The sequence below is a fragment of the Legionella micdadei genome, from assembly GCF_000953635.1.
Lineage (GTDB): Bacteria > Pseudomonadota > Gammaproteobacteria > Legionellales > Legionellaceae > Tatlockia > Tatlockia micdadei.
This window is the reverse complement of the sequence record NZ_LN614830.1, coordinates 1,618,129-1,631,886: the sequence shown is the minus strand read 5'-3', so window position 1 is coordinate 1,631,886 and position 13,758 is coordinate 1,618,129. Positions and strand designations below refer to the sequence as shown.

The window sequence follows — 13,758 nt, the reverse complement described above, 5'->3', positions numbered from 1 at the left end:
GTTCCCAACGAAAGGTAGACAACCCACATTTAATTTATTACCACAACCCTACATTTTACTTTTGTGAATATCAGACGACCACTCATTAGCTATATATGCCGCCGAACATGGGCAAACTGGTTTTACTTGGCCTTCACCAAGATGAATAATTTCATGACAAAGTGCGTAATATTTTCTTAATTATTGTCAGATATACTAGCATAAACAGTATTGGAGTTATTACTATGCCTATTAGTATTAATCCTTCGGCCATTTCTCATGAACACTCGCAAAAACTAGCGAGATTTTTTAATACACAATCAGCAGATATAAGAGTATGGAAACAAGGCCAAATTTATACCTTCGAAGATGGCACTGAATTCCAATTTACCTCTGATGTAGTCAAGCGCGACCGTAAAGAGGGAAAGTCAGGGTTTCGCTATGAATTTCTTAGTAACAGGCTTCTAGGTAAAGGTCAATTTGGGGAAGTTTATGAAATAGAAGGCACTTTAGCAGTTGCTTCGGATGACGTTCAATTTAAACCTCATGGGCTGAATGGGAAGACGCGTGTCGTTAAAATTCAAAAACACAATGCCGACAATCCAATACGATCCGCCTTTGTAGAATACAATTTATCTAAAGAAGCTTCCCACCTAGGAATAAAACTTCCCACTATTGAAGGAACAACTAGCTATACAGTTATGAAAAAACTAAAGGGAAAAGAGCTCTTCGATATTATTGCTTTGGATTATGACTACGTTAGACCTTTAACTTTAAAAGAAAGGGTTGAACTAACCAAATTATTATTAAATGCAGTTAAAGAACAAGTAACAGATAAAGGGATTATCCATCGAGATTTAAAAGGAGAAAACATTCTCGTGGATTTAAACTCTGATCCTATCGGAGTTAATATTTTTGATTTTGGATTAAGCGTCAAAGCTGATCAGCCTGATGGCAAATGTTGTGGTAGCCCAGTTTATGCTCCCCCCGAAATATTTTATAATCAAGAACAAACCGTTAAAATTGATGTCTTTTCCTTAGGGAGGGTTCTGGCTTTAATATGGCATGTCGATCTAGCTAGCTATAATTGTACGTCAATCGAGAGATGCGCAAGAAACGCTCAAAATGTGGATCTAAGTTCATTGTTTATGGGCATCTCTGGCTTAGACTCTGAAAACCAAAAAATAATTCGTTCAATGTTAGAAGGAATGCTTCGCGCGGATGCTCGTGCACGACTTTCCATTGAAGAAGCAATTCACTTATTTTCACGAGTAAACCTAGATAGACCAATCGATTATCGTGAGAGCGTAGCAACAAATAAGTCGGCAATTGCTGCTACTTTGGGACTTCCTGAGGATAGTAGCTCCTCGGCATTTTTAGCTAAAGCCCCTTCCTTCATTAGCGGACATCTGAAGGGAATAGTAGATTCAATTGAAGAATTACAAAATCCAGACAATCAAACGGACCTTGATTTTAACCAGGTACAACAGTTAGATAGTTTAGTGAATCAACTTAATATCAAAATTAATCAATTAAGAGAAATGGTCAGTGAGAATCGTATGGAAAATTTCGCTGCTGAAATTCAAGCAGCAGGGACACTCATTAGAGAGAATAAGGCAACATTTGAGAATAACAAGGTAGGTTTTGTCATAGCTAATATTCTATTTGGGTTTATTACTTTAGGAACATTCCATGCTGCATTAGCCATTTATTCTTTTGCTACTAGTAAAAATGATTTTGCTTTCTTTAAAGAAATAAAAACAACCAAGGCCAGTGAGATAGTGGAAAATATTGAGGAAGACATTCAAAATTTAGGAAACAAGCTGGGAGGTTAGAGCAACTACCTGATTAATTACCAAAATTTGAGATTTTAGGCATCTGAAAGCTCATAATCATTTGGATCAATAATACTTACTTTTCCACCTTCGGCAGGGTGGTTTTCCGTGGGCTTTTTAATCTCAGGCTGTCTTTCAAATAATTGAACTTTTTTAATAAAATCAGGCATCACCGAATAGAGCCAACTTACTAGAGGATCAAATTTTGCGTAGAGCTTCGATTCACGCGAGTATTGATCATAGGGAAGGGATGTCATTTTTATCACCACCATTATCAAAGCGACAATGAATACTCCCCGAGCAAAGCCAAAAGCCATACCAAGGATACGATCAGTACCACTCAACCCTGAGCGCCTTAAAATAAAACTGAGTAAGGCATTCACAATACCACCAACAATCAATGTAGCAAGTAATATTAAAATAAAAGCCGTTACTGTTCTTGCAGTTTTATCTTGAATGAATTTTTGTAACCAAGGATCAAGGCTTTGAGAATGATGGTATGCTAGCCAGAATGCTAGAATCCAAACGCAAAGTGCGATAAGTTCTTTGACAAAACCTCTGATTAACCCTGTCAAAATTGATAGACCAATAATGACAATTATGGCGAGATCCACCCAATGCAACATCTCACTTAACCCTGATCTGTGGTCACAATAAAGCCCCTGATTTGCACTGCACTGGCTAAGCGTTTTTGTAGCAATTTTGCTTGCTCGCGTTGTTGTAATTGTCCCACGATGACTTTGTAGACCATTCCTTCAGTTGTTTTGACTTTTTTATAAGTCGCTTTATATCCTTTTCCTTTCAACCGTGAGATTAATGAATCTGCATTACGCAGTTTTGTGAAGGTTGCTAACTGGACAGCATAACGGCCTTTAACTTCAGTTTTAGCCACTCGTTTAACCACCGGCTTTACGGCAGGCTTGGATTTAACCAAAGATAATTTTGGTTTTGCCTTTGCTACAGGTTTTGCTGTTTTGCTATTTTTAGCAACAACTTTAGATTTTGGCTTCGGTAAAAACGATTCTGCTTTGGCAATTTTATGAACGACAGCAACATTTGCCGTATTCACTTTAGAAGCAGGTATGACTTTTTCTTTTGTAAAGGCCTGTTCTTCGTTTGCAAAATTCTCTGCATCAAGATTGGGGGCATCCCTATCTTGGGCAAGGGTCTGCTTATCAATGGGTTCAACTGTATGGGGATTTATTTCACCGGGTTGACTGAGTGGCTCGGCCTTAGCAAGTGCTGGAACGGGTAGTTGGTCTTCTCCCGCCTGTGGTAATTCAACATGAGCAACTTTAGTACTCTCAAACATGGCATTCTTTTCGGCTACAGCAACATCTGGTTGCGCGGGCTTAGGTGGTAACTCGACTGATACATTAACATTACCATCAATTCGCTGATTTGATTTTTTCATAATCGCAGGTGCAAAAATCGCACCAATAGATAAGATAACAGCAAGACCTATAAGTCGGTGCTTAACCCGTTCATCAATCACTAGTTTCATCGTATCTCCTCGGTTCTGTGGGTTATATTGACCTCTGGCTTCTCTTCAGCGAAAAGCTGAAATTCAGGAGCTTAGGCTTTCTTCCAACTGCTTGTCAACAGAGCCTTGTTTCTCATAAATAGCCTGCATCACTTTGCTGACTGTAATAAATGAACCATAAACCACAATTAAATCACCTTCGTTCGCGCTATTACACGCGGCTTGGTATGCCGCAAGGGGATCATTATGACAGATTGGGGTATTGGAACACAAACTCAAAGCGTCTTCCAGCTGTTGCCTTGAGGCTGCACGTTTGCCATTTAATAACGCAGGATACCAATAATCGACACAATCTTTCAAAGAGGCAACCATCCCTCGAATATCTTTATCTTTGAGTGCTGAAAATACAGCATGAACTTTTTTTCTGGGAGAAAAATTCCTTACAAAATCGGCCAAATAATTTACAGCCTGTGGATTATGAGACACATCAAGCAGTGTCGTCATTTTATCTTTTATCAGCTGCAATCTGCCTGGCAAAAAAACATATGCTATCGCTTGTTGGAGATGAGAATAACTGATGGGTAATTTTGCTTTCAATAATAAGCTGGCAACGATAGCAGCAACAACTGAATTGCAATGCAATTTAGGTTGTGGGAATACGAGATACTCACCTTGAAATTTTAATTCAATGGTTTGATTTATAAGGCGGAAATTATAATCCCGTTCACTTAAATACATTGGCGCATTAAGAGCCAATCCCTGATCAATTATGCTTTGTGGCGGGTTTTGATCCGCAAAGATAAAGGGCCTATTGGCTCGTAAAATTCCGGCCTTTTCAAAACCAATAGCTTCCCTCGTGTTCCCTAAATATTCTTGATGATCGAGATCAATAGTTGTAATAATGGCCAGATCAGCAGCAATGATGTTTGTCGCATCTAATCGTCCACCCAGTCCCACTTCAAGAATAATTAGATCCAGCTGCCGCTGTTTAAAATGCCATAAAGCAGCTAAAGTGGCCACTTCAAAATAAGTAAGTGGAATATCCCCTCTTCCAGCCTCGATCGCTGAAAAAGCATGACATAATTGTTCATCACTAATGTTTTTTTTATTAACGCGGATACGTTCGTTAAACATCAGCAGGTGTGGAGAGGTGTAACTAGCAACTTGGTACCCTGCTTCCAGATAGATCGTCTCAAGTGTAGCGACCGTTGAACCTTTTCCATTTGTCCCAGCTACCGTAATGACTTTAGCCTTGGGTTGCAACAAATCAAGTGTTTTAGCGACTTGTTGGACACGAGATAAATCGAGTTGAATTTCCTGCTGATGGCGATTTTCAAGAAAATCAAGCCATTCAGCAAGAGTAAAGTTTTTATACTGCTTCATTGATCACTTCACGATGAGATAGTTTTGCAATTATCTCGGCAATGGTTGACCGCAATGCCTTACGTTCGATAATCATATCAATATGGCCATGTTCTAGCAAAAACTCACTGCGTTGAAACCCTTCTGGCAATGTTTGCCTAACAGTTTGTTCGATAACCCTAGGACCCGCAAAACCAATTAATGCGTTAGGTTCTGCAATAATGATATCGCCTAGGCTCGCAAAACTAGCCGAAACACCTCCCATGGTGGGATCAGTTAACACCACAATAAAAGGCAGTCCCGTCTCTCCAAATCTTGCAAGGGCAGCTGAAGTTTTGGCCATTTGCATTAAAGAGAATAAGCCTTCTTGCATTCGTGCCCCACCGCTGGCCGTAAAGCAAACATAAGCTCTGTTTTCTGCAGTAGCAACGTTAACTGCCCTAACAAATTTTTCACCAACGGTTGCTCCCATGGAGCCGCCCATAAAATTAAACTCAAACGCGCTTACAACAACCGGCTGATGCTTCAAGCTGCCTTTCATAACCACTAAAGCTTCTTTTTCTCCAGTCGATTTTTGCGCTTGACTAATGCGGTCTTTATATTTTTTAGAATCTTTAAATTTCAATCGATCAATTGGTTCTAAGTCAGCAGCAATTTCTTCTTGGTCATTTTCATCAAGAAATTGTGCTAGCCGATCACGGGCAGATAAGCGATGATGATGATTGCAGTTAGGACATACTGAAAAGTTTTTAACGAGTTCAGTACGATATAACACAGAATTACAACCTAGGCATTTGACCCACAACCCTTCGGGAACCCCTTTTTTTTGAGAAGCAGCAGTTCGAATCCTCGAAGGCAATAATTTTTTTAACCAACTCATAAATTAATGATCCATTAATCTTGATGGCACATAGTATAACCTGAAATTTTATTAAGAGCTTGTTTTATTAGCTGATTAAATTAAATTTAATTAAAATTTGTACATTTTGATATAACATTCGGCTTTTATTCACTTTTTTCTAGAGAAAATGACGTTGAGCTAAAGTTTTTTCTCTTTTTACCGATAACTCTCTCGGGTGCGATAAATTTACAAGATAATTTATCGATAATAAGGTAAATCCCAAATCTCAGGGATTTGAGTCGAGGAGAATTCAGTATGACTGAGGTGATAAATACCAACGTGATGTCACTCAATGCTCAACGCAATTTGAATGCTTCACAAAAAATGATGCAAACAGCGATCCAGCGGCTTTCTTCTGGTTTGAGAATTAATAGTGCAAAAGATGATGCTGCCGGGATGGCTATTTCTGAGGCTATGACAGCACAAATAAGAGGTATGGATCAAGCAATCCGTAATGCGAATGATGGTATCTCTTTATCCCAAACCGCTGAAGGCGCAATGCAAGAAACCACTAATATTTTACAACGGATGCGTGAACTTGCGTTACAATCTGCTAACTCAACCAACAACTCAGATGACCGTCAAGCAATTCAGCAAGAAATCACTCAGTTACAAGCCGAATTGGACAGAAACGCGCAAAACACACAATTTAATGGTCAGCGTGTTCTCGATGGCTCCTTCCAAAATGCCAGTTTCCAAGTCGGGGCAAACGCTAACCAGACCATCACCTTTTCAATTGGCAGCATTATGTCTTCAGCCATCGGCGGAATTGCCAGTCAAACTGGTACTGCTGTATCCGGTGCAGCTGCGACTGATATTACCATAAGCCTTGGTGGCGGTGCGCCCATATCCATCAACTCAAGTGCCGGTTTCGTCGGTCCTGATGCCAGCCAAGACGCAACTTCTGCCTACGCAAAAGCTGCGGCAATTAATGGCGCAGGTATCGCAGGACTACAAGTCACTGCGGTAACCGCTGGTACACAAACGGTAGGACCTATCGGTGGTACAGCCGGTGACACTTACAACCTAACAATTAACGGTGTCGCTGTATTTACCAATACTGACGTTTCAACAGCATTAAGCAATACCCAATTGCGTGATGGTATTAACAGTGTGAGCAGCCAAACTGGTGTTGTAGCTACCTTGAATGGTGGTGATATTACGTTAACTGCCAGTGATGGACGCAATATCTCTGTCACCGAAAGCGGTACTGGTTTTACAGCAGGTACCGATGGTTTGACAGTAACTGCTGGTCCATTTGCTGCTACTTTACGTGGGAATTTAACCATCAGCGCAATTAATTCTATCGCTATTGGTGGTACAGTTGCCACACTAGGCCTATCTGCCGCAATTGCTAAGGATACCTTAGGAGTCAACTCCATTGACGTTACGACCACAGCAGGTGCACAAGCAGCCCTTTTACGCATTGATTCAGCGCTTACTTCAGTGAATTCGAACCGCGCTGCAATGGGTGCTTTGCAAAACCGTTTCGACTTAACCATTGCAAACCTGCAAAACGTAGAAGAAAACCTTTCCGCAGCACGAAGCCGCATTCAAGATGCTGATTTCGCAGCTGAGACATCAAATTTAACAAAAGGACAAATTCTACAACAAGCAGGTACGGCAATGCTTGCACAAGCAAACAGCCTGCCTCAATCTGTGCTGAAGTTACTTGGATAATTGATGGATCTAACCATCATGCAGTTTAAACTGCATGATGGTTTTTATGCCTAGAATTCCTGGCATAAGGAGATTTATGATGAACGTTGATTTATCAAACATTAATGCCACGCTCTTAAGCTCGCCAAAGATCATGGATGAGAACAAAGCCGTTTCTAACCAAGCAGTCTCTGCAGATCCTGCAACTGATTCATCTGAAACTGGGCAAATATTTAACGAAGCCACTCAATTGCTGCAGACCATTACTACTAAATTATCGGGAGCAGTTATCCGGAAAATTTCTCCCAGCGAATATGCTCAGCTTATGATGGTGTTGGAACAGATAATCCGTAACTCAATCAATGATCGGGTTTAAATTTGGTATGCTTTTTGCTAGCAGACGATTTTAATTTAAAAATTTCAACAATAAGGAAATCAGTGTGCCTAGTATATCGTCTCCAGGAATTGGGTCAGGCCTTGACATTAAAGCCATTGTTGACGCGTTAGTAAAGGCAGAGATTAGTCCAACAAAAAATAGGCTTGATAGACAAGAAGCCAATTTGAGTACCCAGCTCTCTGCTTTGGGCCAAATTAAAAGTGCCTTAGCCAAATTGCAGACCTCAATAATGAAACTTACCGATATGACGCAGTTTCAGGCACTAACAGCGAATGTAAGCGATTCGACTTCACTTTCAGCAAGCATAACAAGCATCGACGCTACAACAGGAAATTACCAAATCCAAATTCAACAACTTGCTACCCAACAAAATCTTGCCTCAGCCCCTTTTTCAAGCTCTTCAGCGACGATAGGCAGTGGTAGCCTCACTATTGAATTTGGTACCTACAGCAACAATAACACGACTTTTACCGCAAACCCTGACCAACAATCACTAACAATTAATATTATCCCTGGGCAAGACAGCCTATTGGCCATCAAAGACGCTATCAATAGCAGCAGTTCAACCGTACAAGCTAGTATTGTGCAAGACAATTCCGGAGCCAGACTAACTTTAATGAGTACACAAACAGGGCAGGCCTCAGCTATGAAAATTTCGGTAATCGACAATGATGGCAACAACATCGATAATTTAGGGCTGTCAGCGCTGGCTTATGATCCTACATCAGGTGTTAATTCTCTTACCGAAACTATCGCAGCCAACGACAGTCAAGTATACATCAATGGACTTTTGCTTACTCAAAGTTCGAATCAATTAAATACCGCTATTGAAGGCGTATCTCTGAATCTTTTAAAAGCCCAACCTGGAGTTACGATTAATTTAGCAGTAGCTACTAATAAGGATCAAACTACCGCAATGGTTAATGATTTTATTAAGCAATACAATGATGCCATGACCACGCTTAATTCCTTGACCAGTTATAATAAAGAAACAAAGAAAAGTAGTCCTTTGCAAAGTGATTCAGATATTCGTGCACTCAAATTTAATTTATCTAATTTAGTTAGCCAACCAATTAGTCCTCTTGACAGTCCAGTAAATAGTCTTGCTGATCTCGGTATAAAAACCGACAATAAAGGCTTGCTAACCCTAGACAATGACGTCTATAACACGGTATTAGCAAGTAACCCTGAAGCGATAGCCACTCTCTTTGCAAAATCGGCTAGTGCGACGGATCCAAGTGTTCGTATCAAGTCAGTTGGAATAGATGTTCCAGCAGGACTTTATGATTTAGTATTAACCACTTTCACACCTGGAAGTTCTTTAGCAGGTACCATAGGAGGGGTGAATGCGGTTTCATCCGATGGAATTACTTTAGAAGGTACAGGACAGTTTGGCGAGCTTGAACTTGAAATTTTAGCAGGTAGCACAGGAAATCGCGGGTACATTCGTGTAACAGACGGCTTAGCCGTCCTCTTCAATGATCTCTTATCGAGTTATCTCGGTGATTCAGGTGATCTTGCGACAAGGACTGAGCAAATTAACGACGGTTTAGAAGACATTGATGGGCAACGGGATCAGCTCGCGCTAAGGGCCGAGTCTCTTACGAATCGATATACAAAACAATTCACAGCTTTAGATACCCTTCTTGCCCAGATGCAAAGCACGAGTGAGTTTTTATCACGACAATTAGCTAACTTGCCACAATTTAATCAGAAGAGGAACTAATTATGAAAAATCCTTACTTACAAGCTTGCGAGCACTATAAATCAATTGAATTACAGACACGTATTGAATCAGCCACTCCTCATGAACTGATCCATTTATTGCTCCAAGGTGCACGTTCACATATTGCGACAGCTCAAGGCAATATCCAACGCAACGAAATTAGCGAAAAAGGCATGCACATTAGTAAAGCAATCAGTATTGTTGAAGGCTTAAAAACAAGCCTCGACCATGAAAAAGGCGGCGAAATCGCAGCTAATTTAGATAAGTTGTACGACTATATCCAACAAATTTTATTAAAGGCGAATCTTCATAACGACATTGAATTGTTAATACAAGCTAATCAACTACTTACCGACATCCACGAAGCTTGGCTGGCAATCAAAGTGGAGAATACATAACGAAATTTTTTACTTTTATTACTAACTAGTCAATCGCATGACAGAATTAAAATTATCTTGATCTTCTCTTCCTATTCAAGGCATTAAAGCAACAAAAATGCCAACTAAATCTATTTTTCTATCTCTTTGAAAATTTGAAAAATAATTTAATTTTTCCCATTATTTATTTTACAAATAAAAATATCGGACTACACTTTATTCTTGTAAACAATACGTTTTATATTTGTTTACGTCATACCGCATATAATTTATGGAGAAATTAAAAATGAATAGGGAAATGTTAAGCGGAAAATGGGATGAAGTACGCGGAATGCTAAAGAAACAATGGGGGAAACTCACTGATAATGATTTAGAAGAAATCCGCGGCGACAATTTAAAGCTGTTTGGTAAACTCAAGCAACATTACGGGTTAACCAAAGAACAAATTGAAAAAGAACTTGAACGAATGAAACGCCACTAAAAATCAATGTTTTTCTCATTTCATTTACCCGTATTATTGATTAGTACGGGTAAATGAAAATAGCCTGCCTTACAATATAATTAAGATTTTTTATTTTGATAAAGTTTTTTTTTTAAATGCCGTTAACAAAAATAGAATGTCGCTAAATCGAGGGCATCATGAAGCGGTCGCTTAAGGCTATACCATTACTGATTATGGTCTTCTTTGCCTCAGCATCTTGGTCTTATGTCAGGTATGGAGAAACCTTGTGCAATGATCCTGACTACTACTGCATTACGATCAAAAATGGCCAAACATGGAGTAATTTATTTTCTGACAGTGAAACAAGAGATATCGTAAGACGAGTCAACCGCATGAATGTGAAATTGCGAGCCGGAATGATTATTGCTGTGCCGAAAAATTTAGATCGCATCACCATCTATGACGTATCCCCCTTTCCACGCTATATTGAATCAGACGGTGAGAAAACCATTTATATTAGCCAAGAAAAATTAGCTTGGGGCGCTTATGATGAAGATGGGGAGTTACTCTGGTGGGGCCCCATTTCATCAGGTTCAGATTCCTGCAAAGGAGTAATCGGCGGCTGCACCACACCAACAGGCTCTTACCGCATAATCCGCAAACAGGATATTGATTGCATTTCTACAGCTTTCCCTCGACGGGCAGATGGTAATAATGGCGGGGCTGAAATGCCCTTTTGTATGCATTTTTTCCGCGGTTATGCTCTGCATGGCAGTGAAGATGTCCCAGGTTATCGTGCAAGTCATGGATGCATTAGGATGTTCACTGAAGATGCAAGATGGTTAAATGAGGAGTTTGTAGATTTGCCTGGTGGCGGGCAAAAAGGTACACGGGTCATTATTGATGCAGCACATACCAATTATGCTGGCGAGTAAGATTTTTTACTGCCCTGATGAGCGATTTACACTTCCGAAAATCAACATCTAACCACTGAGGTAACCCTAAGCAGGAAACGATAGAGAGAATTCGGGGTTGCAGCTCCCCCACCTCTAGGCCTAGTGCCTCACAACATGATACCAGGCAATTATCGGGCAATAGTAATAAGAGGCGAACCCATCATGCCAAGCCTACTGCAAAAAAGAAAATGTACCCTTCACACCATTATGTGCTAATTTGTTTCGCAAATGATCACTCACCCTTTTATTTTCAAAAGGACCCACTTTGACGATATAGCGTTGCCTGTATTTTTCGATAGTAACCGGGGAAGGAGTCAATTTTGCTAGTTTCTTTTTTAATAAATTAGCTAATTGCTGGGAATTAAACGCACCTGCCTGGATATAGTAACGAGCTGCATGGTTTCCTGTGGAGAGCGCCTCAATTTCGACTGGAGCAGTCCCTTTAGGAAATATGCCTAATTTGGCTGCTGCTGCGTAGGATAAATCAATCACCCTATCACTATGAAAAGGTCCGCGATCATTAACCTTTACAATTGCTTCCCGACCATTGCTTAAATTTCTTACCCTTACATAAGTCGGTAAAGGTAAGGTTTTATGGGCAGCGGTCATTGCATACATATCATACATATCACCGCTGGAAGTTCGCTTACTGTGAAATTTAGTTCCATACCAAGAAGCGATGCCACGCATTTTATAACCACCTGGATTTTGCATAACCTTATAGGTTCGGCCAGCGATAGCATAAGAATCAGGATTCCCATAGCGGCTGAAAGGTTCTTTTTTGGGCTTAATTTCTTTAAAAAAACGGGGGATAGGACCGGTTGGAGCACCGTCTTTTTGCGTTGTCATATAAGTCTTTTTTGCCCCATGAGGGGTTGTTTTATAGGTATTAGGCTTAGAAACAAATTTTTTTGTAGAGCTGTTAGTATACTGCTGTTGGGCACAACCGATGAGTAAAGAGAAGAAAAACAAAATATAAAAAAACCGCATTGTATCACTCTGACTAATTTTTCTTTCTAATATATACAAAGCTACTCCTCATGAAAATACTTTCATCGCCCCCAAAAGAACAAAATAAATTCGATTGATATTTTTTTAGCCAAATCTACCTTGTAGAGTACACCCTAATTATTTGTAACTCTAGGGTCTGTTGACATTCTATGAGAAAAACAGATTAAGGGATAGTCACGAAAAAAAACAATGCCCTCATTGTTACATTTAATACCCTGAATTAAAAATTTAAAGAGATGGTGCTGCGAACCACGAGGTTCTTCGCGCAAAAAGACGCGCTGTGGGCGACGTAAATGGGGAGTTACAATTATCTGAAAAAAATTAGCGTAATGGCATTTGGTTGCAGGATTGAGGCTGTGGTAAGATGGGGCATTTTTGTAATAATGAGTATAGAAACCATGAAGTTATCATCTCCTAGTAGACTATTTTTAATCACAATTTTAGTCTTTAAATCCACTGTTTTTTTTGCCTCAGCTGGGATTTTGCCTTCTGCTAACCTTTCAGGCAGCGTCCCCACATCTACTCCTGTTTCAAACAAACCGCTTATTACCCCTTCACCTCCAGTTCTAAATGCAAAATCTTATATCCTCATTGACGTTAACAGTGGAAAGATTATTGCGGAAAAAAACAGCGATGAGAAACTCCCCCCCGCAAGCCTAACGAAGATGATGACTCTCTACGTGATATCTAATGCTTTAAATAATGGGCAAATTCACCTGACTGATAATGTTCATATCAGCCGTGAAGCTTGGAAGACAGGTGGATCGCGGATGTTTGTAAAAGAAGGTCAACAAGTACCTATCGAGGACTTACTCAAAGGAATCATTGTTGATTCCGGAAATGACGCCTGTGTCGCAATGGCTGAGCATTTGGGAGGTAGTGAACCGGGGTTTGCAGAAATCATGAATCAACAAGCACAAGCACTGGGAATGGTAAATAGCCATTTTACCGACAGTACCGGTTTACCTGATAGCAATCTATATACAACCGCCAAAGATCTCGCTATTTTAGGACGTGCCCTAATCAATAATTTCCCTCAATATTACCATTGGTATAAACAAAAATGGTTTACCTATAATGGAATACGTCAACCAAACCGAAACCGCTTACTATGGCGTGATAGCCAGGTTGACGGCATAAAAACTGGACACACAAACGAGGCTGGTTATTGTTTAGTCTCTTCGGCTAAACGCGATAATATGCGGTTATTGGCGGTTGTAATGGGGTCACCAAGCGAAGCATCACGGGCTGATGATAGCGAGCGCTTACTTAATTACGGCTTTCGCTTCTTTGAGACTCACCAGCTTTATAAGTCAGGACAGACAATTTCTGAAATGCCTATCTATAAAGGACAAAAAGACAAATTGCCGATAGGTGTGCGTGAAAATCAATATGTGACCATTCCAAACGGTCAGTATCAACGGCTTAGCATCAACACTAATGTCCCTAAAATTTTACAAGCGCCTATTGCCAAAGGTGACAAGGTTGGAGAACTCGTTATCAAGTTTGATAACAATATCATAGGAAATTACCCTATCTATGCGCTTGATGATGTCCCACAAGGCGGGATTTTCACTCGCATGAAAGACGCCATTCGCTTAACATTTCGTAGCTGGTTTGGCTCTTGATA

The 13,758-nt window shown here is 40.2% G+C and carries 13 protein-coding genes; 8 read left to right on the top strand and 5 right to left on the bottom strand.

Annotation, left to right across the window (positions count from 1 at the left end; translation table 11 throughout):
* Positions 1-224 precede the first annotated feature (224 nt).
* Positions 225-1,814, top strand: coding sequence for a protein kinase domain-containing protein (locus tag LMI_RS14880; protein ID WP_052679483.1), 1,590 nt, complete (start codon positions 225-227; stop codon positions 1,812-1,814).
* A gap of 35 nt (positions 1,815-1,849) precedes the next feature.
* Here the strand turns inward: LMI_RS14880 and LMI_RS07215 are convergent, their stop codons facing one another.
* From LMI_RS07215 to accD, 4 genes are all read right to left on the bottom strand, one after another.
* Positions 1,850-2,440: a CvpA family protein gene (locus tag LMI_RS07215; protein WP_082050720.1), complete on the bottom strand. Its 591-nt coding sequence runs from the start codon at positions 2,438-2,440 to the stop codon at positions 1,850-1,852.
* 5 nt (positions 2,441-2,445) lie between these two features.
* Positions 2,446-3,318 (bottom strand): SPOR domain-containing protein, encoded by an 873-nt coding sequence (locus tag LMI_RS07210; protein WP_045099191.1) that lies wholly within the window; start codon positions 3,316-3,318, stop codon positions 2,446-2,448.
* A 63-nt stretch (positions 3,319-3,381) separates the two neighbouring features.
* Positions 3,382-4,680, bottom strand: a complete 1,299-nt coding sequence (gene folC, locus LMI_RS07205) for a bifunctional tetrahydrofolate synthase/dihydrofolate synthase (protein WP_045099190.1) — start codon at positions 4,678-4,680, stop codon at positions 3,382-3,384.
* Positions 4,667-5,539: an acetyl-CoA carboxylase, carboxyltransferase subunit beta gene (gene accD / locus LMI_RS07200; protein ID WP_045099189.1), complete on the bottom strand. Its 873-nt coding sequence runs from the start codon at positions 5,537-5,539 to the stop codon at positions 4,667-4,669. Before accD ends, folC begins: the two co-directional genes overlap by 14 nt.
* Positions 5,540-5,815: 276 nt before the next feature.
* On the opposite strand from accD, the gene LMI_RS07195 reads away from it, so the two are divergent.
* The 6 genes from LMI_RS07195 (at position 5,816) to LMI_RS07170 (ending at position 11,096) form a co-directional block, all read left to right on the top strand.
* Entirely contained in the window at positions 5,816-7,240 is a 1,425-nt protein-coding gene (locus LMI_RS07195) for a flagellin N-terminal helical domain-containing protein (RefSeq protein ID WP_045099188.1), read from the top strand.
* Positions 7,241-7,316: 76 nt separating this feature from the next.
* Positions 7,317-7,595 (top strand): hypothetical protein, encoded by a 279-nt coding sequence (locus LMI_RS07190; RefSeq protein WP_143000987.1) that lies wholly within the window; start codon positions 7,317-7,319, stop codon positions 7,593-7,595.
* Positions 7,596-7,659: 64 nt separating this feature from the next.
* Positions 7,660-9,342 (top strand): flagellar filament capping protein FliD, encoded by a 1,683-nt coding sequence (gene fliD, locus LMI_RS07185; protein WP_045099186.1) that lies wholly within the window; start codon positions 7,660-7,662, stop codon positions 9,340-9,342.
* Between the two features lie 2 nt (positions 9,343-9,344).
* Positions 9,345-9,740 carry a flagellar export chaperone FliS gene (gene fliS, locus LMI_RS07180; RefSeq protein ID WP_045099185.1) on the top strand — a complete coding sequence of 132 codons (396 nt, stop codon included), beginning with the start codon at positions 9,345-9,347 and terminating at the stop codon, positions 9,738-9,740.
* A gap of 265 nt (positions 9,741-10,005) precedes the next feature.
* Positions 10,006-10,200 (top strand): CsbD family protein, encoded by a 195-nt coding sequence (locus LMI_RS07175; protein ID WP_045099184.1) that lies wholly within the window; start codon positions 10,006-10,008, stop codon positions 10,198-10,200.
* A gap of 194 nt (positions 10,201-10,394) precedes the next feature.
* A complete protein-coding gene (locus LMI_RS07170) occupies positions 10,395-11,096 on the top strand; it encodes a L,D-transpeptidase (RefSeq protein ID WP_416419471.1) in 702 nt (233 codons plus the stop codon).
* A gap of 192 nt (positions 11,097-11,288) precedes the next feature.
* On the opposite strand, the gene LMI_RS07165 is transcribed toward LMI_RS07170, so the two are convergent.
* A complete protein-coding gene (locus LMI_RS07165) occupies positions 11,289-12,146 on the bottom strand; it encodes a septal ring lytic transglycosylase RlpA family protein (RefSeq protein ID WP_416419463.1) in 858 nt (285 codons plus the stop codon).
* A 365-nt stretch (positions 12,147-12,511) separates the two neighbouring features.
* On the opposite strand from LMI_RS07165, the gene LMI_RS07160 reads away from it, so the two are divergent.
* On the top strand, positions 12,512-13,756 hold the full coding sequence (locus LMI_RS07160) for a D-alanyl-D-alanine carboxypeptidase family protein (protein ID WP_416419470.1): 1,245 nt from the start codon (positions 12,512-12,514) through the stop codon (positions 13,754-13,756).
* Positions 13,757-13,758 lie beyond the last annotated feature (2 nt).